22 protein-coding genes and 6 pseudogenes are annotated in these 23,694 nt (G+C 68.9%); 11 read left to right on the top strand and 17 right to left on the bottom strand.

Annotated elements, in window-relative coordinates:
- Positions 1 to 77: 77 nt before the first annotated feature.
- The 5 genes from ACV7NM_RS32100 to ACV7NM_RS32080 all read right to left on the bottom strand — a co-directional run bounded on the left by ACV7NM_RS32100 (position 78) and on the right by ACV7NM_RS32080 (position 6,584).
- On the bottom strand, positions 78 to 239 hold the full coding sequence (locus tag ACV7NM_RS32100) for a hypothetical protein (RefSeq protein WP_037792689.1): 162 nt from the start codon (positions 237 to 239) through the stop codon (positions 78 to 80).
- Positions 240 to 1,259: 1,020 nt separating this feature from the next.
- Positions 1,260 to 1,868: a hypothetical protein gene (locus tag ACV7NM_RS32095; protein ID WP_463413594.1), complete on the bottom strand. Its 609-nt coding sequence runs from the start codon at positions 1,866 to 1,868 to the stop codon at positions 1,260 to 1,262.
- 261 nt (positions 1,869 to 2,129) lie between these two features.
- Positions 2,130 to 2,723 carry an HNH endonuclease family protein gene (locus ACV7NM_RS32090; RefSeq protein ID WP_463413593.1) on the bottom strand — a complete coding sequence of 198 codons (594 nt, stop codon included), beginning with the start codon at positions 2,721 to 2,723 and terminating at the stop codon, positions 2,130 to 2,132.
- 701 nt (positions 2,724 to 3,424) lie between these two features.
- A complete protein-coding gene (gene mobF, locus ACV7NM_RS32085; protein WP_463413592.1) occupies positions 3,425 to 5,023 on the bottom strand; it encodes a MobF family relaxase in 1,599 nt (532 codons plus the stop codon).
- A gap of 337 nt (positions 5,024 to 5,360) precedes the next feature.
- Positions 5,361 to 6,584, bottom strand: coding sequence for an MFS transporter (locus ACV7NM_RS32080; RefSeq protein WP_463413591.1), 1,224 nt, complete (start codon positions 6,582 to 6,584; stop codon positions 5,361 to 5,363).
- Positions 6,585 to 6,712: 128 nt separating this feature from the next.
- Here ACV7NM_RS32080 and ACV7NM_RS32075 point away from each other — a divergent pair, with 128 nt between their 5' ends.
- The 6 genes from ACV7NM_RS32075 (at position 6,713) to ACV7NM_RS32050 (ending at position 12,432) form a co-directional block, all read left to right on the top strand.
- Entirely contained in the window at positions 6,713 to 7,945 is a 1,233-nt protein-coding gene (locus ACV7NM_RS32075; RefSeq protein WP_463413590.1) for a threonine aldolase family protein, read from the top strand.
- Positions 7,942 to 9,333, top strand: a complete 1,392-nt coding sequence (locus tag ACV7NM_RS32070) for a condensation domain-containing protein (RefSeq protein WP_463413589.1) — start codon at positions 7,942 to 7,944, stop codon at positions 9,331 to 9,333. Before ACV7NM_RS32075 ends, ACV7NM_RS32070 begins: the two co-directional genes overlap by 4 nt.
- Before the next feature lie 71 nt (positions 9,334 to 9,404).
- A complete protein-coding gene (locus tag ACV7NM_RS32065) occupies positions 9,405 to 10,280 on the top strand; it encodes a diiron oxygenase (RefSeq protein ID WP_463413588.1) in 876 nt (291 codons plus the stop codon).
- Positions 10,281 to 10,308: 28 nt separating this feature from the next.
- A complete protein-coding gene (locus tag ACV7NM_RS32060; RefSeq protein WP_463413587.1) occupies positions 10,309 to 10,548 on the top strand; it encodes a phosphopantetheine-binding protein in 240 nt (79 codons plus the stop codon).
- Positions 10,535 to 11,410 (top strand): aminoacyl--tRNA ligase-related protein, encoded by an 876-nt coding sequence (locus ACV7NM_RS32055; protein ID WP_463413586.1) that lies wholly within the window; start codon positions 10,535 to 10,537, stop codon positions 11,408 to 11,410. The genes ACV7NM_RS32060 and ACV7NM_RS32055 overlap by 14 nt, the downstream gene beginning before the upstream one ends.
- Positions 11,407 to 12,432, top strand: a complete 1,026-nt coding sequence (locus ACV7NM_RS32050; protein WP_463413585.1) for an agmatine deiminase family protein — start codon at positions 11,407 to 11,409, stop codon at positions 12,430 to 12,432. Before ACV7NM_RS32055 ends, ACV7NM_RS32050 begins: the two co-directional genes overlap by 4 nt.
- A gap of 152 nt (positions 12,433 to 12,584) precedes the next feature.
- Here ACV7NM_RS32050 and ACV7NM_RS32045 read toward each other — a convergent pair.
- The 6 genes and pseudogenes from ACV7NM_RS32045 to ACV7NM_RS32020 form a co-directional block, all read right to left on the bottom strand.
- Positions 12,585 to 12,701, bottom strand: a pseudogene (locus tag ACV7NM_RS32045) (transposase); the annotation flags it as partial.
- Between the two features lie 295 nt (positions 12,702 to 12,996).
- Positions 12,997 to 13,683, bottom strand: coding sequence for a rhomboid family intramembrane serine protease (locus tag ACV7NM_RS32040; protein WP_463413584.1), 687 nt, complete (start codon positions 13,681 to 13,683; stop codon positions 12,997 to 12,999).
- Positions 13,684 to 13,929: 246 nt separating this feature from the next.
- Positions 13,930 to 14,619, bottom strand: coding sequence for a formylglycine-generating enzyme family protein (locus tag ACV7NM_RS32035; RefSeq protein ID WP_463413583.1), 690 nt, complete (start codon positions 14,617 to 14,619; stop codon positions 13,930 to 13,932).
- A gap of 53 nt (positions 14,620 to 14,672) precedes the next feature.
- On the bottom strand, positions 14,673 to 15,227 hold the full coding sequence (locus ACV7NM_RS32030) for a helix-turn-helix domain-containing protein (RefSeq protein WP_463414137.1): 555 nt from the start codon (positions 15,225 to 15,227) through the stop codon (positions 14,673 to 14,675).
- Positions 15,196 to 15,300, bottom strand: a pseudogene (locus ACV7NM_RS32025) (IS5/IS1182 family transposase); the annotation flags it as partial. The gene ACV7NM_RS32030 and the pseudogene ACV7NM_RS32025, both read right to left, overlap by 32 nt.
- 36 nt (positions 15,301 to 15,336) lie before the next feature.
- Positions 15,337 to 16,574, bottom strand: a protein-coding gene (locus ACV7NM_RS32020; protein WP_463413582.1) for an IS3 family transposase whose coding sequence is annotated in 2 segments (ribosomal slippage) — positions 15,337 to 16,244 and positions 16,244 to 16,574 — 1,239 coding nt in all. Because the reading frame shifts where the segments join, the coding sequence is not laid out codon by codon here.
- Between the two features lie 66 nt (positions 16,575 to 16,640).
- On the opposite strand from ACV7NM_RS32020, the pseudogene ACV7NM_RS32015 reads away from it, so the two are divergent.
- A pseudogene (locus ACV7NM_RS32015) lies at positions 16,641 to 17,282 on the top strand (IS5 family transposase); the annotation flags it as partial.
- A 209-nt stretch (positions 17,283 to 17,491) separates the two neighbouring features.
- Positions 17,492 to 18,564 (top strand): IS630 family transposase gene (locus ACV7NM_RS32010; protein WP_463413581.1). Its coding sequence is split into 2 segments (ribosomal slippage): positions 17,492 to 17,938 and positions 17,941 to 18,564, totalling 1,071 coding nucleotides; the frame shifts between segments, so codons are not numbered across the junction.
- Positions 18,565 to 18,744: 180 nt separating this feature from the next.
- On the opposite strand, the gene ACV7NM_RS32005 is transcribed toward ACV7NM_RS32010, so the two are convergent.
- A complete protein-coding gene (locus ACV7NM_RS32005) occupies positions 18,745 to 19,719 on the bottom strand; it encodes a hypothetical protein (protein WP_463413580.1) in 975 nt (324 codons plus the stop codon).
- A 442-nt stretch (positions 19,720 to 20,161) separates the two neighbouring features.
- On the opposite strand from ACV7NM_RS32005, the pseudogene ACV7NM_RS32000 reads away from it, so the two are divergent.
- Positions 20,162 to 20,393: pseudogene (locus ACV7NM_RS32000) on the top strand (DUF6086 family protein); the annotation flags it as partial.
- Positions 20,311 to 20,532 carry a hypothetical protein gene (locus ACV7NM_RS31995; protein WP_463414163.1) on the top strand — a complete coding sequence of 74 codons (222 nt, stop codon included), beginning with the start codon at positions 20,311 to 20,313 and terminating at the stop codon, positions 20,530 to 20,532. The pseudogene ACV7NM_RS32000 and the gene ACV7NM_RS31995, both read left to right, overlap by 83 nt.
- Here the strand turns inward: ACV7NM_RS31995 and ACV7NM_RS31990 are convergent.
- The 5 genes and pseudogenes from ACV7NM_RS31990 to ACV7NM_RS31970 form a co-directional block, all read right to left on the bottom strand.
- Positions 20,484 to 20,615: a hypothetical protein gene (locus ACV7NM_RS31990; protein WP_463413579.1), complete on the bottom strand. Its 132-nt coding sequence runs from the start codon at positions 20,613 to 20,615 to the stop codon at positions 20,484 to 20,486. The two genes, ACV7NM_RS31995 and ACV7NM_RS31990, sit on opposite strands and share 49 nt — an antisense overlap.
- Before the next feature lie 805 nt (positions 20,616 to 21,420).
- The gene (locus ACV7NM_RS31985; RefSeq protein WP_463413578.1) at positions 21,421 to 21,801 is read right to left on the bottom strand and encodes a hypothetical protein; all 381 of its coding nucleotides are present in this window, start codon (positions 21,799 to 21,801) and stop codon (positions 21,421 to 21,423) included.
- Positions 21,802 to 21,850: 49 nt separating this feature from the next.
- Positions 21,851 to 22,141 carry a hypothetical protein gene (locus tag ACV7NM_RS31980; RefSeq protein ID WP_463413577.1) on the bottom strand — a complete coding sequence of 97 codons (291 nt, stop codon included), beginning with the start codon at positions 22,139 to 22,141 and terminating at the stop codon, positions 21,851 to 21,853.
- Positions 22,142 to 22,247: 106 nt separating this feature from the next.
- A complete protein-coding gene (locus ACV7NM_RS31975; protein ID WP_463413576.1) occupies positions 22,248 to 22,607 on the bottom strand; it encodes a hypothetical protein in 360 nt (119 codons plus the stop codon).
- Between the two features lie 135 nt (positions 22,608 to 22,742).
- A pseudogene (locus ACV7NM_RS31970) lies at positions 22,743 to 23,051 on the bottom strand (ATP-binding protein); the annotation flags it as partial.
- A gap of 6 nt (positions 23,052 to 23,057) precedes the next feature.
- On the opposite strand from ACV7NM_RS31970, the pseudogene ACV7NM_RS31965 reads away from it, so the two are divergent.
- Positions 23,058 to 23,693, top strand: a pseudogene (locus ACV7NM_RS31965) (ATP-binding protein); the annotation flags it as partial.
- Position 23,694 lies beyond the last annotated feature (1 nt).

The following is a 23,694-nucleotide window of genomic DNA, read 5'->3' as shown; positions in this document are numbered from 1 at the left end:
AAACGGGAATGGGCTTTGGTCCGCCCCCACGTGGGGGCGGACCAAAGCCCATTCCTGCCGTCTGGCGTCGTGTGCGGCTACCAGCGGTACCAGCGACCGCTGCCACCCTTGGGGCGGGCGACGAAACCGATCAGCCACAGGACCAGAACCGCGATGGCGACCCACCAGAGGATCTTCACCGCAAAACCGGCACCGAAAAGGATCAGGGCGAGCAGAAGAACGAGAAGCAGGGGAACCATAGTTATCAACCTCCGAAGCACCGCATGCCCGGCCCACACCTGCGCATGCGCCCGACATTTACGGGTTTCTTATCCGCGCAGGCGGGCAGGCGTGTCCGCCCGGGTCATGAGTTACCCGTACGGCTCCGGAGAGACAACCCGGCCAGCTGGCCTGAGCCGGCCGCGCCGGACCGGCCGCAGCCGTCGAAGCGCAGTCGGTCGCGTATCCAGGCATCGAGGTGCTGCCGTCGTTCGTGCTGAACGGCACCGGGCGCCGGACGGCGCCGTCACCCTCTTCGACGGATCCGAGCAACTCCGTACAGCTGGCCGCACTCTCCTGCCCGTCCGGACTGCAGGCGCTGTCCGGCCCCCATCAGGAGCAGAGCTGGGCCCGTAACGGGCAGAGGAAAAACGGTCAGCAGCACACGCCGCCCTCCCTACAGAGCTCGAGGCCGGGGGCAGGCTCTGCATACCCAGCCCGACCGTCGGACTGCGGACGGCCGGCGCAGAGATTCGTGACCTGCGGCGCACCGGATGTGATGCGGAACGTGCACCCCGCCCCACTCCGGGGCCAGGAGGACGGCGCCAACGGCCGCGAGCCGCTCGCGAAAGGCGGCTTCGGCTGCTTTGGGGCAACGTCGGGCACAGACCCGGCAGATTCCCTGACCTTGCTGAAGGTTGGCCGGCCGGGGAGTCACCAGATGCCCTGCCGCGCATCGCACTGCATGAGCGGTCGAGTTTCCCAGCCAGCTGCCTTCCAACAGCTGGGCGCCGACCTCAGCGAGCCGGGCCCGGAACACCTTCTCCGCGCGTAACGACTCTACAGAGCACGATGGTTGCACATCCCCTCCCACATCGCGGGACAAACACCCTACTCGCGTGGCGGCCGCGCGCTGCCCCAGCACGACCCAGGCGCAAAGCGAAGGCGCGCCCGAACGTCCGCCGCCTCGCCGCCCTGCCGGCCGCCCGCAGCGGGCCGGCCGGCCGCGCACGCCTGTGGAAGCGAAGGCGGTCACGGCCTTTGCAGCCCGCGGCCACCGGTCAGTCGCTGTATGGGCTGTAGCGGCCCAGGCGTGCCAGTTCCCTGCGTACAGCGTTCTCGGTGAGGCCGAGAGCGGCGGCGGCCTGAGCGGGGGTGAGGTCGTGCAGGGTGCTGCGGGCGGCCCAGTAGCCGACGCGCTCCGCGATGACTTCCGTGCGGCGAGCGGCGCGCACCGCGGCGACGGGCGAGGTCTTCGCCAGTTCGTCAATCTCCTCTTCCAGCCGCTCCAGCAGCACGGTGACGGTGTCGGCCAGGGGGATCGTGGACGCTTCGACGGCAGCGGTGTGCGTGTCCCAGTCCCGCTCGCACGCGCTGGCCTGCTCGTCGCCGGCCTCGGTGAAGTCCTGGCCACCGATCGCCTCCCAGTCCAGGTGCTGTACGGAGCCTGTCCAGCCGCAGGAGCACACGGCGCGCAGTGCGGCCGCTCGCGGGATGTGTGGGGTGCGGCCGTCGTAGACGCTCCACTGCGACACCCGGTGCCCGTCGCTTCCGGAGCTGGAGTCGAAGTACACCGGCTTGGGCACCGTGCCATCCGCCTGGAGCACCTCGATTGCGCCCTGGTGCGACGTCCCGAACTCCTCCGTCGTCCACGTTTCCCGCTCGCGCATGACGCCCCTCCCACAACCGGCACCTGCGCCCGGATCGGGCGCCCGGCTTACGACAATGCCGCAGCCCGACCGGAACGCAGGCTCAATCCGCGGATCAGCAACCGAACACAGCTCGTTGTTGGATCCGCCAGGACGAAGTCGCAGCCAGGTGACGGCGGTGGGCTGCACTTCGCCCCAGGCAGCCCACCCCGGATGTCGGCAGCACCGCGGTCAGCCGAACGCGCTGCGCCGCCGCCGTATCGGTGCCTCGTTCCCCGCCGGTCAGGGAGCGGGGGTGTAGGTAACGGTGTTCCCGCCGCAGCCGGCCGCGATCTCCAGCAGACGGTCCTTCTCCACCTCGTCGACCGCCAAGCCCCAGCGCAGCTTCGTCGCCGTCCACTCCACGGTGTAACGGCACAGCGCCTCCGGTGAGGAGGGCAGCCACTGCGCCGGGTCCTGGTCGGCCTTCTGCCGGTTCGAGCGGGCGGTCACCGCCACCAGGGACGCGTCCTGCCCCAGATCGTTCGCGTACGCCTCCCGGCGCTGCGCGGTCCACGAACTGGCGCCGCTGTCCCAGGCCTCGGCGAGCGGGACCATGTGGTCGATGTCCAGCGCACCCGCCGGGGTCACTTCCCGATCGTCGTAGTAGGACCACCACACGCCGCCCGTCAGGGTGCAGTCCGGCCCTACCTCCGGCGCTTCGACAGCCTCCGCGATCAACACCTCCTGGCGCGTGTTACAGCCATCGGACAGGTCCGCGCCCGCGTTCCAGTGCTTGAAGCTGGAGCGCTGATAGCCGGTGCGGTCCTCCACAGCGAGCGGAAGCGCGGAGACCGCCACCCCGATCGGCAGAACCTCCGGCGCCGCTACGGGCACGGGAGCGGGCGCGGTCTCGGCAGCGTGCGCGCCGAGCCCTCAGCACCATCCGGTTCATGGTGAACGTCATCCCGGACCCCGACCACGAGGACACCGCCGACACCTTGGAGGCGCTGCGCGACGCGCGCCTGGCGATAGCTCACGAGGCGCACTCCGCACCCGGTGCGCACCGGTAACCGCACCACCGCACCACCGCACCAGGTGGGTGCGCACCGGTGCGGTGCACCGGTGCGGTGCGGTGGTGCGCTCGGGTCCATCCGGTGCGCACCACCGTCCATCCGGTGCGCATCCACTCGGTGGGCGGTGCGCACCGGTGCGGTCGGCGCGCGGGAGTGGTGCGCATCGGGGGGGTCGGTGCGGTGGAGTGGAGCAGCTGGGGGCGGCGCGTTTCTCCTTGACACGGGCCGAGGTCAAGGGGAAATGCGGCAGGCGCGCACCGGGTGGATGCACGGCATCGTCCCCGGCGATGTCGTCCACTCCCGCCCGATGTCGTCCGCTCCACCGGGTGGGCTCCACTCAGTGGAGCGGATGCCGCGCACGGTGGTCTCCACTCCGGTGCGGTGGGCTCCACTCGGTGGAGTGGGGTGCACCGTACCTGGTGCGCACCATCGGGTCCACTCAGTGGCCGGCCTCGCGGCCGCGGTGCGGTCCGGGCTGCTGCGGGCGGTGCGCCTGCTGGTCGTCCTGGCGCACCGGGTGCACTACGTCGGCGTCGGCCTGTGCGGTGTGGCGGTCCGCGCGGGCGCGGGAGTCGTCGGCCATCTTGGTGGCCGTCTCCTGGAGGCGGCGCAGTCGTTCGGCCGTGAGATCGAGGGCTTCCACGTCCGTGCGGGACTCCCGCAGGGCCCGCGGGCCTTCATGTCGATCGCCTCCTGGCGGCCGGGCTCCGGCTTCTGGTCGTCGTGCTCGGCTTCGGCGGCCAGGGGCGCGAGCAGCTGCTCGGGCATCGCCGCCTGCTGGTGGGCGACGACGTCGTACGCCCGGCCCCGCACGGCGACGGTCGTGGTGGTGCGCAGCTTCTCCCGCACCACCGCACCGGCGAGGACAGCGCGCTCGTACTGGAGCGGGATGCGGGGGATCTCCCACTCCCCCGCGTCTTGGTCCGAAGCCCGAGGCGCAGCTGGCTCGCCGGGATCTGCCGGGGGCTGTCGATCCGGGTCTAGTGCGGGGCTGGGTGGGCGGCGGCGGTCGGGGAGGTCGGACAGGGCCCACCGGGCGGTGTAGAGGCGGTAGTCCGACAGCAGGCCGATCATGGTCTCCGGCTCGCTGATGTCCAGGCAGTAGGTGGAGATGGCGGTGGCCACGATCTTCTCGTCCAGGCCCCGCTCGCGGCTGCGGCCGCGCAGGACGAGGGCGAGGTGGCGGCGGGCTTCGGCGAGCAGGTGTCGGCGGTGGAAGCGGCCGCCGTCGTTCATCACGAACACCGTCGCGGCGACGTCGACGGCCGCCAGGGCGACGTCGACCACGGCGGCGACCCGGGCCCGGATCTCCGCGGCTGCGGCGCGGGCGTACTCGAGGAGGAAGGTGATGACGTCAGCAGCCACCCCGGAGGTGAGGATCACGCTCGCCTTCCACCACACGCGCAGCTGCGCGAGCGGCCGGGTCTCCTGCTTGGGCGGGCGGGTCTTGCGGGCGGCGATCTGGTTCAGCTTGGCGCGGGCCCGCTCAGAGACCACGGGCAAGTACTTCAGCTCGCCGTCGTCGTCGACGGCGGTGACGTACTCGTGCTCCAGCTCGGCCAGGCAGGCGGCGATCTGGTCGCTGAGCCGGGAGGTCCAGCGGATCAGCTCGTGCGGCACCCCGGCAATCTCCATCACCGGCCGGCGCCCCGGCGTGACGGTGCGCGGCTCGGTCGCCAGCCCCAGCGCCTCACAGACCTCAGCGGCCACGATCTCGTTGTAGAGCGCGGAGGCGGCCACGGTGTTCTCGTGCAGGGCCAGGGTGTGGACCGAACCCCACTTCCCGTCCAGGCGCTGCCCCTTCACCGACAGCAGCAGATGGTCATGGAGCAAGGGCATCCCGGAGCGCGCCTCGTAGTGGCGGAAGCGGGCGGCGACCAGACCGCCGGGCGGTCGCACCCGATAGACGCCGTCCTTGCCGTACCGGATCACCGCCACCTCGTCCTCGATCCACTCCAGCACCCGCTCGATCGCCCGCCCGTGCGCGGCCTCGATCACCCGCCGGGTCTCCTCATCCCCCAGCGCCAACAACAGGTAGATCGTCGTCTGCGGCCGAAAGACGAAGTCGACACCCGTGACCATCACCCGGGGTCCGAGGGCGCCGGCCTTGGATGCCTTCAAGGAACAGGCCGCCGGGCCGAAGGAACGCCTCGCAGCGTGGGACGCGCAGATCGATGGGCTCACTGGCTTCAGGGAGCGGGCTCTGTCGCAGATCGCCGCCCAGAGGATGGAGATCGAGGGGCTTCGCGACGTCTTGGCCGCGCCGTCGAATGTCCGTGCTCTGCCGAACAGCTTTTCCCACCGCGCGCGTCCGCGTCGTAGGGGGAGGCCAGGCGGAGTTGACCGGGCGGGACGCCACCCCTCCAGGGTCCTGCCGATGCAGTCGCGCGCGGCCGGCGAAGAGTCCCTTCTCCCTCGCGACCGCAGAGGGCCGCCGTCCAGCCGGGTGCCAGGCGGATCAGGGCTCGGCGCTGTTGCGCAGCGACGGTACTGCGGCCGCGGTTCCGGCCGTGTCCGTACCGGACTCTGCGGCGGGCAGCCCGTGGGGCATCCGGCTCGACGCGGCGGTGATGAGCAGGGCGACGCCGATGGCCGTGGCGATCCCGGTACGGAGCGAGGTGGCTTCGGCGACGAAGCCGATGAGCACGGGGCCGACGAGTAGCCCCGCGTAGCCTATTGCCGACACCTGGGCGACGGCGGCGTCCGAGCGGCCGGGGGCAAGGGCGCCGGCCAGGGACATGCAGAGGGGCACCACGACGCAGACGGCCAGCCCCGTCAGGCCGAATCCGGCTATGGCCCAGACGGCGGAGGGGGCCATGATCACCAGGAGCACGCCCAGCGCGGTCGCGGTGCCGGCGGTCGCGAGGAGCGATCGGCTGCCGAAGCGCAGTCGCAGCCGGTCGCCGAAGAGCCGCCCGGAGAACGTGGCGACTTCGTACACCGGGTAGGCGATGGCGGCGACGGCCTCCGTCGTGTGCAGGTCGCGTGCGAGGAGCAGGCCGCTCCAATCAGCCACGAGCCCTTCGATGAGGAGCGCCAGGAAAGCCACGGCACCGATCAGATAGACGATGCCGGGAAGGTTGCGGCGGTGTGCTGTCTCCTCCTCTTCGGCCGGCTCGTCGAGGTAGGTCCAGCCCACCGCGAGGGCGAGCGGAAAGGCGACGGCCGCGACGCCCAGCACCGAGGCGGTGTAGGAGACGTCCAGGGCGGCCAGTAGGACCGCAAGGAGTCCGCCGGCCACCGCACCGGCGCTCCATCCGGCGTGGAAGCCGTTCATCAGGGGCCGTCCGGTGCGGCGTTCGACCAGGCTGCCCTGGGCGTTCATCATGGCCTCGGCCATGCCGGAGGTGACCCCGAAGCCGGCGGCTGCGGCGAGCAGCAGCGGAAACGAGGAGCTGAGGGCGATGAGCCCGACGGAGACGGTGACCAGCGGAGTGCCGACGCGCAGCAGCAGCCGGTTTCCCAGGGCAGCGACGATCCAGCGCATGCACTGCATGGTCACCGTGGCCGCGACGCCCCAGGAGAGGATGACCAGCCCCACGTCGCCGGTGTCCAGGCCCAGTTTGGCGGCCAGCCCCGGCAGCCTGGCCGCCAGGATGCCGTTCACCACACCGACGAGGGCGAAGGTGGCGACGACTCCTCTACGAGCACGCCGAAGGGCGCTTACCGGGGAACTCTGCATGGTCCGTCTTCCTGATTGCGCCTACGACTCCTGCCAGGCGCTTCAGGCCGACACGGCAGGCGTTCCTTCTTGATCAGAAGTGTGCCGGAAGGCTTGCGCTCATTACTAGATCATCTCGTAGGATCTTCATGCTGGACGAGCAAGGGGAGTTGAGACGGATACGGCTGCCACCAGCAGCCGCGACCACCTCCTTGTACGCCCGATCCCTCCGCATCCCCATGATCCAGCCGACACCGCGGCATCTCGAACGAGGCGCCGCGCGAGTGAAGGACGAAGGATTGATCACCCGACTGCACGACCCCGCGTCGCGGGGCTTCGCGAGCGACAACTACGCAGGAATCCACCCGGACATCCTGGCCGCCCTCGCCACCGCCAACGAGGGCCACCAGGCGGCGTACGGGGACGACGTCTACACCGATCGGCTCCAGCAGGTCTTCCGTCAGCACTTCGGCGAGCACGCGAGCGTCTACCCCGTTCTCAACGGAACGGGCGCCAACGTGGTGGGCCTTCAGGCGATGAGCGAGCCCTGGGGCGCCGTCATCTGCGCCGAGAGCGCTCATGTCAACACCGACGAATGCGGAGCCCCCGAGCGGGTCGCCCACGTCAAACTGCTCACCGTGCCGACTCCGGACGGCAAGCTGACGCCCGCACTGATCGGACAGCAGGCATGGGGGCGGGGCGACGTGCACCGTGCCCAGCCGACCGTCGTCGCGATCACTCAGCCCACCGAACTCGGCACCCTGTACACGCCGCAGGAGATCACCGACATCTGCGCCTACGCCCATGAGCGCGACATCCGTGTGTACCTCGACGGGGCGCGTCTGGCCCATGCGGCAGCGGCACTGGACGTGTCCCTGCGTGCTCTCACCACCGATGCCGGCGTGGACGTTCTCTCCTTCGGCGGCACCAAGAACGGCCTGCTGCTGGGCGAGGCCCTGGTGGTACTCAATCCGGACGCCGTACGCGGGACGGCCTTCCTGCGCAAGGCCGCGACCCAGCTCGCCTCCAAGATGCGGTTCGTCTCCGCACAGTTCATCGCCCTGATGGAGTCCGGGCTCTGGCTGGCCAACGCACGTCACGCCAACGCCATGGCACGGCGCCTGGCGGAGGCGGTCGGCGGCCTGGCGGACGTACACATCGTCCAACCGGTGCAGACCAACGCGGTCTTCGCAGTCCTGCCCGCGGACGTGACCGCCCGCCTGCAGAAACGCTTCCCCTTCTACCTTCGGGACGAGCGGACGGGTGAGGTCCGCTGGATGTGCTCCTTCGACACCACCCCGGCCGATGTCGACGCCTTCGCGACTGCCATCGCCGAGGAACTCACAGCGAACCGGAACATCTCAGAAACGGTGACGCAGTGAACGCCGACCAGGACCACAGCGGACAGCCCCTTCCCTCCCGGGTGCGCCGCGCCCCCTTCACGGGCGGGCGCGCCATCGAAGCCGGGCTGACCTGGAGCCAGCAGGAGATCTGGGCGCTGATCGAGAAGGCGGGACCGCACGACCACGTCTACAACGTCGTCGAGGAGTTCCGCGTGCCGTCCGGCGTCCGCCCCACCGAGGACGAGTGCCTCGAGGCGCTCTCGTTCTTCCTCTCGCGCCACGAGGCACTGCGCTCGGTGTTCCCGCGGGAGCAGGGCGACCGGGTCGTGCAGCGCGTGCTGCCCGAAGGGCAGTTGCCCGTCGAGTTCGTCGAGACGCCGACGCCAGCGGGCGAGGAGATGGCGGCACTCAAGGCCTTCTTCGGCACCAGGCGGTTCTCGTTCGCCGACGAGCTGCCCCTGCGCCTGGTCCTCCTGGTCGCCGAGGGCCGGGTGTGGGGCGGTGTGTACGTGTTCTCGCACATGGCGATCGACTGGTACGGCCTGCAGCACCTGGCCGATGAGGTGAAGGAGTATTTCCGCAACGGCCGGATGCTGGCGCCGCTGCCGCCGGACACGATGACGTCGGCCGACCTGGCGGCATGGCAGGCGTCGCCGGCGGGCATCCGCAAGCGCGACCGCACCCTGGCTCACGTGACATCGCTCTTCCGCGACCGGACGCCGCTCGCAATGCCTCCCGCCATGGCGGACGTGCCCGAAGGGGCGGCGTACCGGCAGGCCGCCCTCCGCTCGCGCGCCGCCCGTCACGCGGTCGCCCGCATCGCGGACAGCACCGGCATGAGCGCTGCGGCCGTCATCGTCGGCGCGACGGCCCTGCTGCTGCGGGACCTGACCGGCAGCGACCTGGTCGATCTCCATCTGACGAGTTCGCAGCGGTTCGGCCTGGAGAGCCGCACCCTGGTGGCGACCCTGATGCAGGAGACGTACTTCTCGGTGGACCTGGCACACGCCGATCTGCCGCAGGCGATCAAACGCTCCTGGCTGTCCGCCATCACCGCCTTCCAGAACTCCGGATGTGACGCCGACAGCATGAACCGGCTGCTCACAGAGCTGGGCGGCGGCGAGGATGCACCGTTGGAGATCTCCTACTGCATCAACGACAGGCGCACCATGCCGGCGGACGCAGCGGTGCCGCGGGACGTACCCGCCGCGGGCATGCTGCCCGACACCGTGCTGAGGTGGCCTCCGGTCACCGAGGAGGAATCCTTCTACCTCATCGTCGACGACGGCGACGACGGCGACGGCGACGCTGCCCACCTCGAGTTCTCCCTGACCTGCGACATCCGGCACGTCACCGAGGCCGGCATGGAGTCCTTCCTGCGTGAACTGGAGTGCTCTCTCGTCACGTTGGCCGACTCTGGAGCATGACCCCGCCGCCGCCCCGGCGGCGCGCCAGCAGACAAGAACAAGCACGAGACCAACCGAAAGAACGCATCATTATGGACGATTCCGGCTTCAGCACCATGCTCACGCGGCTCTCCGAGAAGTCGCGCGAGGACTACTACAACCCCTACACCAAATTCTCCTGGCCGGACTCCGTGTCCGAGGAGCAGTGGTGGATGAACCCCGAATACCTCACCGTCGCCGGCACCGATCTGATCGAGGACGAGAAGGCGCTGAAGGCCCTCGCACGGTACGAGACGGTCAACTTCTTCAGCCTGCACGTGCACGGAATCCGCGAGCTGATGATCGAGGTCGCTAAGCGCATCCACACGCCCGACTTCACCGAGTACAACGAGTACCTCCACCACTTCATCGGCGAAGAGAACGCCCACATGTGGTTCTTCGCCGAGTTCTGCCACCGGTACACCGGCGGGATCTACCCGGAGGCGGCTTCCCCGCTCCGCCGCGAGGGGTTCGGAGATTTCTGGGACGATGTGATCGTCTTCTCCCGGATCCTCATCTTCGAGGAGATCTTCGACTACTACAACAGCCGCATGGGCAAGGACCCGCTGATCCCGGACATCCTCCGGGAGATCCACTCGGCACACCACCACGACGAAAGCCGGCACGTCGCCTTCGGCAAGCAGCTCGTCAAGCGCCTGTACGACCGCGCCGCGGCCGCCGATCCGAGCCGCCGGGACGAGATCGAGAAGTACATCAAGGACTACATGACGTACTCCGTGCGCAGCCTCTACAACCCGCAGATCTTCCGTGACTGTGGCGTGGAGAAGCCCCTGGAGGTCCGCCGCAAGGCGCTGTCGCATCCGGTGCGCGAGGCGTTCCACGTCAAGCTGATGGCTCGCGTCGACCGTTTCTTCGTCGCCAGTGAAATCTTCCGTACCTCTTGGGGGACCGAGCATGTCAGCGCTTGAGAACGCAGCAAACAGATCGAATGAATCGATGGAAACGGTCCTCGAGTTCCTCCGGAAGCTCAACGCCTCCGTGGACACCATCGAATGGGACCGGGACCTCATCGAGGCCCGGATCCTCGATTCGCTGGCCTTCGTGGAGTTCCTCCTGCTCATGGAGGAACTGACCGGCGAGCCGATCGACCTCTCCAAGACGGACGTGGACAACTTCCGCACCCTGAGCCGCATCAACGCGCTGATCACGAAAGGGGCCGGCCATGCGCACGCCTAGTCCGGGTCTCCGCACACCCGTCGGCGTGGCCGACGGCCTGGTCACCCTCGGCCCCGAGGCGGTCCGCCTCCGGGCCGCGCTGGACGCGGTGTTCACCGGCTGGGCGGCTGCGGCCGAGGCGGCGGAGGTCCTCTACCCGCCGTTGATCCGGGTCGCCGATCTGGCGCGCTTCGACTACTTCACCAACTTCCCGCAACTCGTGCTGGCTGCGGCGCCCGTAAACACGGACGCGGTCGCCGACCTGCCCACGCACCCGGCGGCGCCCGGCACGGGTCTCGGCGGCCACCAGCTGGACGAGGCCGGCTTCGTCCTGCCCTCGGCCGCCTGCTACAACGCCTACCTGTCTCTGTCGGGCACCGAGCTGGACGAGCCGGCCAGGTTCACCACCATCGCGCAGTGCTTCCGGCGCGAGACGGAGTACGAAGGGCTGCGCCGGCTGCACGGCTTCACGATGCGGGAGATCATCGCCGTCGGCGACGCCGAAACGGTGAAGGGCCACCTCACCACCCACAAGGCACTGATCCTCGAATTCGCCGCGCACCTGGGCCTGAGCCTGACGACCGAGGTCGCGACGGACCCGTTCTTCGACGCGAACGGGTCACGGGCCGTTATGCAGCGGCTCTTCCCCACCAAGGAGGAGTTCGTCGCCGACGGAGGCCTCGCGATCGCCTCGGTCAACTACCACCGCAACTTCTTCGGCGAACGCGCCGACATCACGCACGCGGGCGAAGAAGCCCACACCTCCTGCGTGGCCTTCGGTATCGAGCGGTGGCTGCACGTCCTCGCCGGCCGCTTCGACGCCGACTGGGGCGCCGCCGAGGAAGCGGTCAGGTCCTTCCCCGGGACGAAGGGGACCTCTTGACAGGGCTCTTGATGCCGGCCGAGTGGGAGCCCCATGAGTCCTGCATGCTCGCCTGGCCGCCGCACGAGTCGCTGTGGGGCGAGTGCTTCGCGTCCGTCGAGCGGGAGTACGCGGCGATCGTCCGGGCCATCGCCGCCTTCGAACCGGTCACCGTACTGGTCCTGCCCGGCCAGGCCCAGCGGGTACGGGCACTGTGCGAGGTCGACGTCACCACGGTGGAGATCCCGATGGACGACGCCTGGCTCCGCGCGACCGGGCCGATCGTCGTGCACGGCCCGCAGGGGCGGGTCGGCGTGGACTTCCGGTACAACTCCTTCGGTGAGCGGTTCCACCCGTACGCGCTGGATGACAGGATCACCGAGCGACTCTTGCCCGTGCTGGGCATCGAGCGCCGGGCCACCATGACGGTCCTCGAAGGCGGAGCGATCAGCGTGGACGGCCAGGGCACGCTGATCGCCACCGAGCAGTGCGTACTGAACGCCAATCGCAACCCACGGCTCGGCCGCGCCGACATCGAGGCCGAGTTCGAGGCCCTGCTCGGCGCCACCAAGGTGGTCTGGCTGCCCTATGGCCACCTCGCAGGCGACACCGACGGACACGTCGACCACGTATGCCAGTTCATTGCACCGGGCCGGGTGTTGGTGGAGGCGTGCGGCGACGCCGCCCGCCCGGACCACGCCCGGTTGAAGGCCAACCGCGCCGTACTCGAGGCCTCCACCGACGCAGTCGGCCGGAGTCTGGAGATCCTCGAACTCCCTCCGCAGCAGCGGGTCCGCGTCCACGGTCAGGACGCGGTCGTGAACTACATGAACTTCTACGTCGCCAACGGCGGAGTGATCATGCCGCTGGCCGGAACGAGCACGGACGACGAGGCGCTGGCGGCGGCCGCCGCAGCCTTCCCCGACCACCGGGTCGTCGGCGTCGACGCGCGCGCACTGGCAACGGGCGACGCCGGGATCCACTGCATCACCCAGCAGCTTCCCGCCCCGCGCACTCCCGCGCAGGTGACCGCCGCGCACTGAACCGCCCCCGCCGGCCGGGGCCGAGGCCTCCCGCAGACTGCTCGGCTCCGGTCGGTCCTCGCCGGGTACGGCCTCGGCCCCCGTCACGCCCTGGCCTGCGGACGAAGACGGGATTCGTGGCAGCAGTGGTCCCCTCCAGGCTGTCGGCCCCGCCGCCACTGGACCCCGGTCCGGTCCGCGTACAAGATCGCGTCCATGATGTCGCGGAGGTCGTGCTCGGGTGGCCGGCCGAAGTCACGGGCCCTGCTGCGGCGCTCGAAACTCCAGGCGACGGAAGGGCACACGACCGCGAAGGCCGGACTTCCTGGGATGAGACAGACACACGTCCCATCCCGTCCCACCCGCCACCCCACCCGACGCGCAGGCACCCACCACCTCTGCAACCTCATCAGCACCACAATCCGCACCCCGGATATTGCCTGATACACGGACAGCCCGGGTGAGAACGACCTCTAACGCTCCAGCACCCCGGGCACCTGCTCGCTTGGACAGCAAACCTGGACCGATCGTCTCTGAACCCGGACCACTGCGTGGCTTGTGACAGTGAAGTTGGACCGCCGCAGGTCAGCGCGCTGCAGGGGTCTTCGCCGAAGTGTTGGCCCGGCGCTCTGCCGGCTTGGGAGCGACCGCCGCTCCCAGTGCGCAGCCGACGAGGAGGCCCACGCCGTGGTTGTTGGCGAGCAGGCAGAGGATGAGACCAGCAGCAGGGATGATGAGCACGACCCGGCGCAGGGAGACGACGTTGCCACGCAGTGCGTACCAGGTGGCGAGCGCGCCCACCAGGCCGCATATCGCCACGGAGTCGCCGCCTCCGTGGGGGCTCCAGCCGGCCATGCTCACCGTCTGCGCCGACACACCGCTCACCGTAAACACCAGCAGCACCCGCCACGGACCCAACTGCCGCTCGGCAATGGGAGCCACAACGGCCAGCGTGGCCAAGTTGAACAGGAGCTGGAACCACCCCGAGGACTGCACCGTCAAGGCCGTCACCGCCCGCCACCATGCACCTCCGGGATGCCGCTCGAAGGCATCGATCATGGCGGGGAAGACGATCTGTGCCGCACCGAGCATCATCATGGCGGCCACCAGCAGGGCGGCCGCTACCGGGACCGGCTGCCGCCACGCGCGAAGCATGGCCAGTGGGGGTGGAACCTCGCTGTCTCCCCGCAGGGCGAGCGCCGCCAGGAGCTGTGTGCCCGACACGATGACAGCCACGGCGCACCCGTAGAGCACCACACTATGAATGGTCATGTCGGCAGCCTGTCAGGTCCCCGTCCTTTCAGTGAAGCCCGTACCGTACCGCCTGCGATCTCTGACGAAAGCGCGCCCCGCCTTTCCTGTGCCACCGAACCCGGACCGATTGCCAACACAACGGCGCTGGAACGGGTCGGTATGGCGCCTGTCCCGTCTCTGTCGATCCGGTCCCCGTCTCAAGGGCACGGGTCCGATTCGCTTGATGTCAGGTGATCGGGCTCGACGACGTGCGCGAACCGGTCGTCACACGAGGGAGCGCGCGATGCGGAACCCTACGTCGTCGACCTGGAATGTCGGGTGGCTGCGGCGCCGCGCAGAGGCCCGGCAACTCCAGTGCTCATCGAACCAACCACCGCCACGGAGCACCCGGTAGGTGCCGTAGACCTCGGCGTCGTAGACGTCCCAGCACCAGTCCCAGACGTTGCCAAGCATGTCGTAAAGACCCCACGGGTTGGGGTGTTTGCCGCCCACGGCGTGGATGCGCTCGTGCGAATTGCCGCGGTACCAGGCGATCTCGTCGAGCTGCCCGTACTGCGGCCCGGTCGTACTGGCACGGCACGCGTGCTCCCATTCGGCTTCGGTCGGCAGCCGGTACCCGTCGGCGGACTCGTCCCACTCGATGTCGTCACTGCTGGCAGGCAGGTGATAGGCGGGCCTGAACCCCTCGCGCCGGGACAGGTCGTTGCAGAACCGTGCTGCGTCCCACCAGGAAACGCACTCAACGGGCAACTGGTCCCCGTGGGCGGCGCTCGGCCGCTGGGCGGTGACCTGTGCATAAAGCGCCTGGGTGACCGGGAAGGCCGCGAGCTGGTAGGGCGCGAGCTTGACCGACCAGCTGCGCTGCGTCCGCCGGTCCGACAGCGTCACCTGTCCCGGCGGGATGGCGACCATCTCGTTTCCCGCGACCACGTCCACGTCCACGTCCACGTCCATGATGAGGGATCCTACCGAGGCGTGTCACTTCTCCACGGCGGGGTGGGACCACATCACTTGAGACAGCAACCGGCATCCAAGCGCACGGGACCAGACCAACGGAGATTCTCGGCGACCCGGCGTCTCAAGCGATCTGGTCGCCGCAGGTCAAGGCTCTGCCCACAGTCCAGATCGTCTGAGACGGGACCCGCAACCGAACGTCCGACCGCCACGACCGGCCGCCCGACCGCCATCACCGACGAGCGGTAGATCAGGTACCGGGACAGACCCGAATACCGGGTGAAGTCACCGAGCAGCGCAACCGCCGGACGCGTCTGCAGCAACGCCTCACCGAACCGTGACTGCACGATGGCGGGCACGTCCGAGAGGCCGGCGACGATCCGCATCATCGTAGGACCAACATGGTCATCACGTACGATCCGCCGGGGCGCCGGGATCCCGCCGAGGGCAAAGAGATGGTCACGCTCACTCAGGCTGAGCCGCAACGCCCGGGCCAGCGCGACGAGCATCCGCTCCGAGGGCGCCGGACCACGCTGCTGCTCGATGCGGCCGTAATAAGACCGACCGGCAAATGGATCACTTGAGGCGGCGTGTGGTGGGACGCTGATCCCAGCGGTAGTGAATGGTGGCGTGGCGGATCAGCATGCGGAGAGTGACGATTGCTGCGGCCAGGTGGAGGTGGGCCTTCCCCCATGAAGGTGGGCACGCGGTTATTGGTCACGCGGCGAGTGTGAGTTTAGCGGCGTGGTGTCGGTGTTCGTAGGCGTCGGGGCTGAGGTGGCCGTTGGTGGAGTGCCGGCGGCGGGTGTTGTAGCGGGCCAGCCAGGCGAAGACCGTTCTTCTGCAGGTGGTGGCGTCGCCGTAGTCGTGGGCGCCCTGGAGGGTCTCGCGTTTCAGGGAGGCGTGGAAGCTTTCGCAGGCGGCGTTGTCGGCGCTGGTGCCGACAACGCCCATCGACCGGGTGACCCCGAGCTGGTCGCAGAGGCCGGCGTAGGCGCGGGATCCGTACTGGGCTCCGTGATCGGAGTGGAACACTGCCCCGTCCAGCGAGCCGCGGGTCGCGGCGGCCATCCGCAGAGCGTCGGAGACCAGGTCCGTGCGCATGTGGTCGACGATGGACCAGCCGACGACCTTGCGACTGAAGCAGTCCAGCACTGTCGCGAGATAGAGGAACTTCCCGCCCTGGAGCGGGAGATACGTGATGTCGCCCATGAGTTTGCGTCCGGGCTCGGTGGCGGTGAAGTCTCGCCCGAACAGGTCCGCGACCTGCACGGATGCCGGGTCGGGGACGGTCGTGCGGACGCGTTTACGCAGGCCGATACCGGTGATGGAGGACATCCGTATGATCCGTGCGACCCGCTTCTCGTTGACCCGGTGTCCCTTCTCGCGGAGCTTGGCGGTCACCCGCGGGGATCCATAGGCGCCGCCGGACTCACCGTGGACCTGGCGGATCTGTTCGGCCAGGACCAGGTCCTCCCGCTGCCGGGCGGCCCGGGCCTCGGCGCCGGCGAGCCACTCGTAGTAGCCCGAGCGGTTCACGTCCAGGACCTGGCACAGCCGCTTCACCTCGTAGGTGGCCCGGTGGTCGTCAACGAACTGGAAGCGGCTGGTCACCAGTTCGTCTCTCCGGCGAAATACTTGGCAGCCTTGCGGAGAATGTCCCGCTCGGTGGCGAGCTTGCGCTCACTGGCCTCGAGTTCCGCCACCCGGGCCTCCAGCCGCCGGACCCGCTCGTCCGGATCAGCGGACGGCACCACCCCCCGCGGCTGGGCGGACGGCCTCCGAGCCGCGGCGGTGACGCCACGGCGTTCGCGGTCCCGCAGCACCCACTCCCGCAGGGTCGCCCGGTTGATGCCCAGGTCCGCGGCGATGCTCTTGTACGTCGCCCCGGGTGTCGACTCGTACAGGGCCACAGCGTCGGACTTGAACTCGTCCGAATAGTCCTTAAGTGCCATCGCCGGTCTTCTCGCTTCCTCCGGATCAAGCAGATCCAGTATCAGCGTGTCCACCACCCAGGGGAGGCCCCCTTCTATCAGAACCGGACGGGCTGCCAGTGGCGCTACCTCCCACATGATCTGCTGGCCTGGTCGGCGGTGTTCTACTACTTCGGCCTGTGGCGCCAGGACGGGCTTGACCAGCGGATCCAGGAACTTCTGCGCTGCCAGGTGCGGGAGAGAGCCCGGCGATTAGAGGACCCGTCCCTCGTGATCATCGATACCCAGTCCGTGCGGGCGGCCGCGGGTGTCCCGAAGACCACGACGGGACTGGACGTCAACAAGAAGGTGTCGGGCCGCAAGCGGGGACTGGCCGTCGATGTCCTGGGATTGATCATCGGCGTCGTGGTGCTGGCCGCCTCCGCCCACGACAATGCCGCTGGCACCGCCCTGCTCGACCAGGCCGCCGAGCGGTGCGGGATGCGTCTGGAGAAGGTCCTGGTGGACCAGGGCTTCAAGGACGCGGTCCTCATCCAGGGGGCCCTGTTGGACATCGATGTCGAGGTCGTCCGCCGCAATCCCGACGACCAGGGCAAGGGCTTCGTCCCGCAGCCCAAGCGCTGGATCGTGGAGCAGGTCAACGGCACCCTGCTGTTGCACCGCCGCCTGGCGCGCGAGTACGACCACCGCACCGACACCTCCACCTCCCGGCCCGTGTCGGTGAGTACAGGCGAGCTCTACGTGATTCCGGCCGGGGCAACCCACGCGGTTTGCCCCGGAAGCCGGGGCACACTCGTGATCGTGGAACGCCGAGAAGACGCCATCCCGACCTGACCGTTCATGATCGCCTGGACAGGCCCTAGTCGTGCTTTGTTACTGAGGTTTTCGGGTTGTCGTCGGGTAGTGATGGTTCATGATCCTTGCGGTATGCCGGTGGTGTGCGTTATCCGGAGGGTGGGGGCCTGACCGCTGAGCGTCGGGCGTTTCGTGAGGGGATCCGGCTTCAGGCCGGCAGGCGGTTCGCGGCGGGTGAGAAGACCGCGGTGATCGCGAAGAATCTGCGGGTGAGTGTGCGGTCGGTGGAACGGTGGCGCCGTGCCTGGCGCGAGGGTGGGATGGAGGCCTTGCGCTCGGCGGGTCCGGCGAACTCCCCGACCGTCACCGACGCCCAGTTCGCCGTGCTCGAGGAAGAACTCGGCAAGGGCCCGTCAGCGCATGGCTTCGAGGACGAACGCTGGACATTGGCCCGGGTCCAGACGGTGATCCGCCGACGTCTGCGGGTGAGCCTTTCGGTGGCGACGGTGTGGAGGCTGCTGAAACGGCACGGCTGGTCCTGGCAGGCAGCCGCCCGCAGAGCCCTCGAACGTGACGAGCACGCGGTGGAACTCTGGAAGAAGGAGGTGTGGCCGCGGGCAAAAGCCTCGCGGCGGAGTCCGGGGCCTGGATCGTCTTGGAGGACGAAGCCGGGTTCTCGATGACGCCGCCCCGTGCCCGGACCTGGGGCCGGCGCGGACACACCCCCGTCATCCGCGTCCGTGGCCGCTCCCGCCGCCGGACCTCGGTCGCCGCCCTGTGCTGCTACAAATTCGGCGAGAAGAGCCGTCTCATCCACCGCCCCCGCACCCACCTCCTCCTCAAGGGCGCCCGCAAGAGCTTCTCCTGGAAGGACTACCGCGACCTCCTGGTCCGCGCGCACATCCAGCTCGACGGCCCGATCATCGTGGTCTGGGACAACCTCAACACCCACCTGGCCGCCGGACTGAAGCATTACGAGACCGAGCACGACTGGCTCACCACCGTCCGACTTCCTCCGTACGCGCCCGACCCGAATCCCGTCGAGGCCCCCTGGTCACTCGTCCGCAGAGCGATGGCCAACACCGCCTTCGACACACCCGACGACCTCGACCGCACACTCCGCCGCGAGTTACGCAGGATCCAGCTCCGACCCCCACTGATCGACGGCTGCCTCACCGCCACAGACCTGGCGATCAACCCACCGACCCCACCCTGAAAACCTCAGTAATCACGACTCGTGCCGTCAGTTGTTCACGGCTTTGGGAGGCACCCAAATCCACGGTCAAGTGATGTTCACAAGTGTTGAAGCCACTGCGGGCCTTGCCACGGGAGCATCGAGGTGCTCCCGGCGAAAGGCTTTCCCGAGCAGACGGGTTCACGGGCGACGGCCCACCCGCTAGGCGGACTGCTGGGCACTGTCGGGCACGCTCACCCCGCCACGTTCACCGCGTACCAGCGTCCGCATGATGCCCACCCCCGTCAGCACGGCCGTGACGTGCAGCGCCACCGCGACCGCGACGTTCTCCGGGTAGCTGACGTCGCTCGGGTTCGCCAGCGCCACGTACACCGTGGCCGGTAGCCTCCAGCCGCTCCAGGCGAACATCGAGCCCGATCCCAGCCATGCCAACGCGAGCAGGAGCGGATACGGCAGCTTGATCGACCGGCGCCGGACGGGAGCCAGTACGGCGCCGGACGCGACGAGAGCCCAGCACGCGCTGACCCCGACCAGCACATGCCAACTGGCTGGCCGCTCGTCGCGGTGCGCAATGCCCAGGGAGCCACCGGCCGCCCAGTAGAGCCAGGCCAGGCCGGTCACGGCGCCGGTCACGGCGGGCCACACCGGCCCTGAGGAGGTGCGCGTGCGGGTTCGCTCCGGCCGGCGGCGCAGGGCGTGGGGCCAACGCCGCCACAAATAGGCGGGAAGTGCGATGGCCAGCGCGATCCCGGTTCCCACGAAGCTGCACTGGAGCAGCATTGCTTCCCAGGCCGGCATCGCCGCGTCACCCCCCGAGCTCCCTGAGGCTCCCGAACTGCCCGTTTCGGAGTTCACAAGCGCACTGGCGACCACGAACGGCAGGATCGACACCAAGAACCCCGACCCGACCCAGGCGAAGAATCCCACCAGCCAGCCGGGGATCCGCATCCCCCACGGCCGCACCAGCGCCAGCCCCAGCGTGATCCCGGCCACAGCCATCCCGATCGTGCCGGTGTTGAGCACCAGCCACCCGCCCAGGCTGAACCCCCGCCCGACCGGCAGCAGCCCGAATAACGAACCGACCACCCACGACACCTTGATCAGCAGATACGGCACGAGAGCCGCCGCAGCCCCGTACGCCGCCGCACGCCCGATCCGGTCCCAACGCTCCATCATGTCTCCCTCCGCTGGAGATCCCTATCCTCCGGCGCCCGCACCGCCTCGGCATCAGCCCCCAGGCGTAACCCGCTCCCCCGCTGGTGTGGCTCGTCCCTCCGCCCTGCGGACCACCCCGCATGCGAACCACGGCTGTGCGGCCCGAGCCGCGTGCAGACACCGGGGCATCGGAAGGCATCGCAGTTGACCATTAGCAGCCGGGCATCGGGCAATATCCCAGTGACTCACTCGGTCCTGTGCAGGCGTGACGGCAGCGGGGCGGTGGCGTCACCCATCCCCGCAGAGCGAGGCCCGGCCAGACGCCGCGCACGGGAACATCACCGCCTCGGAGCAACAGCGCCGTCATTTCTCGGGTTCTGGCTCACTTTCCGTGGAGGGCTGACCGACCGTAATGTCATGTGCTCGCCACGCTGGCCGGTATGGTCAACAGGGAGGGGTTGCATTGACCCAGTACTACGACATGGGTGACCAGAACCTGTGGAACCCCTCCAACGGGGCCTCCCGGCTTTTCATGAGCCAAGGTGAGCGTCTACCAAGCCGAACTGGGTCTGCCGTCCGGCATCGGACCCATGCAGACTGACGAGTGCCAGATTGACCCGCTCGTGTTCAAAGCATTCGTCGACGCCCTGCTCGCGTGGCTCGCCGGACGGCATCGAGCCACTGAGGCAGCCGTTCGCCCTGGAGACGGAACACGTACGGCTCAAGGCCGTTCTCGCCCACTGCCCTGAACCGGACGCCCTCACCGGCCACGTCCGCGCCTTCGGTCAAATGCTCACCGAGCGCAGCGGCCTGGTCGGGGCCGAGGGCACGTGACGGCCGAGGAGGGTGGGCAGGTCGCGGCGGCGGCCGAGTGCGGCCACCTGATCCGGGTGGACGTCGGGGAACTCGACGTCCACGCCGAGGTAGAGCCGCCTCCGCGTCGGCGGCCTCCACCACCGCCCGCGACACAACCCCGGGCGGCGTCCGCCGCAGGGACCAGGCCCGAGCCGGTAGCCCACCGCCACGCCGCCACCGGCACCCGCAGCCGGCTCGCCAGCCGCGTATTCGTCGTAGACCTCACGCACCGAACGGACCGTGAAACGCACCCCAATCGCACATCGTCGACCCGACCGTTGAGCCATGCTCGAAAGATGGCGGTATGCCAGGAAAATTGGCAAATACCCGACTCTCAGAGCTAGTTGGGAGTGCACCGCACAAGCCGCCTACGCGCGTACGCGAGGGCCGGAATCACTCCGGCGGCTGACCGGTCTCCTCGGCCCCGGCGGGGCGTCACGAGCGCCTTGACGGCATGCAGCAGACCGTCCGCCACCTCTGACCACTCGGGCGCCCAGTGGGCCACCAACGCCTGCACCAGCACGGGGGCGAGGACGGCCGCCCTGAGCGCCGGGGCGAACCGGCGTCGCGTCTGGGTCGGCTCCGCAGACGGGGCCGGGTCGGGGTGTCCGGCAGGCTCCCGGCCAGACTCCCCACCGGCCGACTCCTCATCCATTTCAGGCATGAACATGACATATGACTCCTCACACGAATACGCGGATCACACCACCGGCGGGCGTGTGATCCGCACAGTGCGGGAGACAGGGGTCAGCCCCGCAAGTCTCAGCAAACGAGCAGGTCAGAGCAGTATTGAGGTGCGCTCACGCGCGTGGTACACCACCGCCTCCTTAGCCCCGCAACCCCCTGCGGACCGCGCCGAAAATCCGGTCAGCCGGCAGCCGTCGCCAGCCCCCCGCCGAACCGGGGAACGTCCCCCACGGCCACGTCCAGGCGCAGCCGTTTGAAGCGGAGCGGGTGGCGCCAGACGCCGCCCCGGTCGACGGGGCGGTCGGCGCTGATCTCGGCCACCAGGTCGGGGCGGACCAGGCGCACGTCCAGGACGTCGCGGCTCCCCCAGGTCGCGGCGAACGTGACGCCCTCCCAGGGGTGCCCCGGGTCGGCGGCGGCCAAATGCTCGGCGACCAGGCGGGCCGCCTCCGTGCGCAGCGGGACGGTGCGGCCGACCGCGCGGAACCGGCCCGTGTGGTCGTGGCGGTGATGGCGCCGATGATCGCTTCGGTGGTGTCCCGGCGGCGGATCTTGGTCCATGCTCCCCTGTGGCCCGGCTGGTAGCGGCTGGTCAGGGGCTTGACCACGATCAGCGGCCGGCGAGCAATCCGGTGGCCCGAACCGGCCCGCCTCGGCGTCCCAGACGCGGAGTTCGCCGTCCAGGACCCATGCCGGCGGGGAGCTGCGCCTCGGCAGCCGCGACGAGATCGGGGAACGCGCCCTGAATGAGGGCGCCGCGGCGGGTCTGGAGCAGCACCCGCCCACCCGGGGCGGCCGGGGTGAACACCAGCGCCCGATACCCGTCGAACTTCTGCTCATACGCCACCTTCGAGGCGAGCGGACGAACCGGCGGGATCACCTCGGCGGCCTGCGCCAGCATCGGTGTCGGCGTACTCCTCTGAGCGCTCCGCAAAGTACCGAGATACGTGCACCAGTGTCCCGTGAAGCCACTCCTGGTCGATTGCCATCCGAGTTGGACTGTCGGCTCACCAGGGAATCTGTCGGCCCTTTTCCGTGAGTGTGAGCGTCAGACAGCCGATCCACTCGCCGCTGTCGGGGTAGTCCCAGTTGCCAGCATCAGCCAGCAGCGTTGGCAGGTCATCTCGCGTTATGGGCATGCCGGGCTGGGCGCCGACGCTCCCATCGGGGGCAGTCAAGGGAATGACGCGACAGACCTCTATCCAACCTCTGTCGACAAGAGAGAGAAGGACGGGGGCCAACTCCGCGGCAGGTGCCGATACGAGCGGTTCATCAAGGTCGCCGCGGACACCTGGGAGTATGTCGATTTCGAACGCATTGAGCATGAATGCGCTCTCTGGGGAGGACAAGCCGTCGAGAGGGTTCACTTCGAGATCGTCTCACCTATGGTGCTGGCCTCAGCCGGGGAGTCGCGAGGCAGAGCCGGGCGTCCCTGGGCCGAGGCGCCGATCATCCAACTTCGGTAAACAGGCCCAGGGTTTGCTGTCACCAGGCGACCTGTCTCAGGCTGCGTTGTCCCGGTCTCGTTCGGTGACCGCGAGTCGGTTCCTCAGCCGGTAGCTGGGGCCGTTGATGGAGATCACGTCACAGTGGTGCAGGAGTCGGTCGAGGATGGCGGTGGCCAGGACCTCATCGCCGAACACCTGTCCCCACTCGCTGAAGGTCTTGTTCGAGGTCAGGATGATCGAGCCTTTTTCGTAGCGCTTTGAGATCACCTGGAAGACCAGGTTGGCTTCGGCGCGTTCGAGGGGCTGGTAGCCCACCTCGTCGACCACGAGGACAGCCGGCCGCAGGTAGGTGCCGAGCTTGCTGGTCACGAACTACTGATGGCCGAATGCTACGACCGGGCCCGCCGCCGTTCGGAGCGACGGATCAAGGCCACCCAGTTCCCCCGCGAGAAATCGCTGCGGGCCTTCGAATTCGAGGCGAACCCCAGTGTGGACCCGGCGGTCATCCACACCCTGGCGACCTGCGAGTGGGTCAAGAAGGGCTTGCCGCTCTGCCTGATCGGCGACTCCGGCACCGGCAAATCGCGCCTGCTGATCGCGCTGGGCACCGAAGCCGCGATGGCCGGCTACCGGGTCCGCTACACACTCGCCACCAAACTCGTCAACGAGCTGGTCGAGGCCGCCGACGAGAAGGTACTGACCAAAACCATCGCCCGCCACGGCCGAGTCGTTCTTCTCTGCATCGACGAGCTGGGCTATATGGAACTGGACCGCAGGAGCGCTGAGCTGCTGTTCCAGGTGCTGACGGAACGCGAGGAGAAGAACAGCGTCGCCATCGCCTCGAACGAGAGTTTCAGCGGCTGGACCAAAACCTTCACCGCCCGACTTTGCGCGCCCATCGTCGACCGGCTCACCTTCGGCGGCAATCTGATCCAGACAGGCACCAACTCTTACCGCCTGGCCCTTACCCAGGCCCGGGCCGCCGCACACGACGCCTCCGCCTGAC

This window comes from Streptomyces sp. Tek67B01, assembly GCF_055231995.1.
This window is presented reverse-complemented; position numbering and strand designations above follow the sequence as displayed.

What these genes read in the sequence shown, in the direction of transcription:
- ACV7NM_RS32100 (WP_037792689.1), bottom strand. Translation starts at nt 239, where the DNA reads ATGGTTCCCCTGCTTCTCGTTCTTCTGCTCGCCCTGATCCTTTTCGGT.
- ACV7NM_RS32095 (WP_463413594.1), bottom strand. Translation starts at nt 1,868, where the DNA reads ATGCGCGAGCGGGAAACGTGGACGACGGAGGAGTTCGGGACGTCGCAC.
- ACV7NM_RS32080 (WP_463413591.1), bottom strand. Translation starts at nt 6,584, where the DNA reads ATGCAGAGTTCCCCGGTAAGCGCCCTTCGGCGTGCTCGTAGAGGAGTC.
- ACV7NM_RS32075 (WP_463413590.1), top strand. Translation starts at nt 6,713, where the DNA reads ATGCTGGACGAGCAAGGGGAGTTGAGACGGATACGGCTGCCACCAGCA.
- ACV7NM_RS32065 (WP_463413588.1), top strand. Translation starts at nt 9,405, where the DNA reads ATGGACGATTCCGGCTTCAGCACCATGCTCACGCGGCTCTCCGAGAAG.
- ACV7NM_RS32060 (WP_463413587.1), top strand. Translation starts at nt 10,309, where the DNA reads ATGGAAACGGTCCTCGAGTTCCTCCGGAAGCTCAACGCCTCCGTGGAC.
- ACV7NM_RS32055 (WP_463413586.1), top strand. Translation starts at nt 10,535, where the DNA reads ATGCGCACGCCTAGTCCGGGTCTCCGCACACCCGTCGGCGTGGCCGAC.
- ACV7NM_RS32040 (WP_463413584.1), bottom strand. Translation starts at nt 13,683, where the DNA reads ATGACCATTCATAGTGTGGTGCTCTACGGGTGCGCCGTGGCTGTCATC.
- ACV7NM_RS32035 (WP_463413583.1), bottom strand. Translation starts at nt 14,619, where the DNA reads ATGGACGTGGACGTGGACGTGGACGTGGTCGCGGGAAACGAGATGGTC.
- ACV7NM_RS32005 (WP_463413580.1), bottom strand. Translation starts at nt 19,719, where the DNA reads ATGATGGAGCGTTGGGACCGGATCGGGCGTGCGGCGGCGTACGGGGCT.
- ACV7NM_RS31985 (WP_463413578.1), bottom strand. Translation starts at nt 21,801, where the DNA reads ATGGACCAAGATCCGCCGCCGGGACACCACCGAAGCGATCATCGGCGC.
- ACV7NM_RS31980 (WP_463413577.1), bottom strand. Translation starts at nt 22,141, where the DNA reads ATGCTGGCGCAGGCCGCCGAGGTGATCCCGCCGGTTCGTCCGCTCGCC.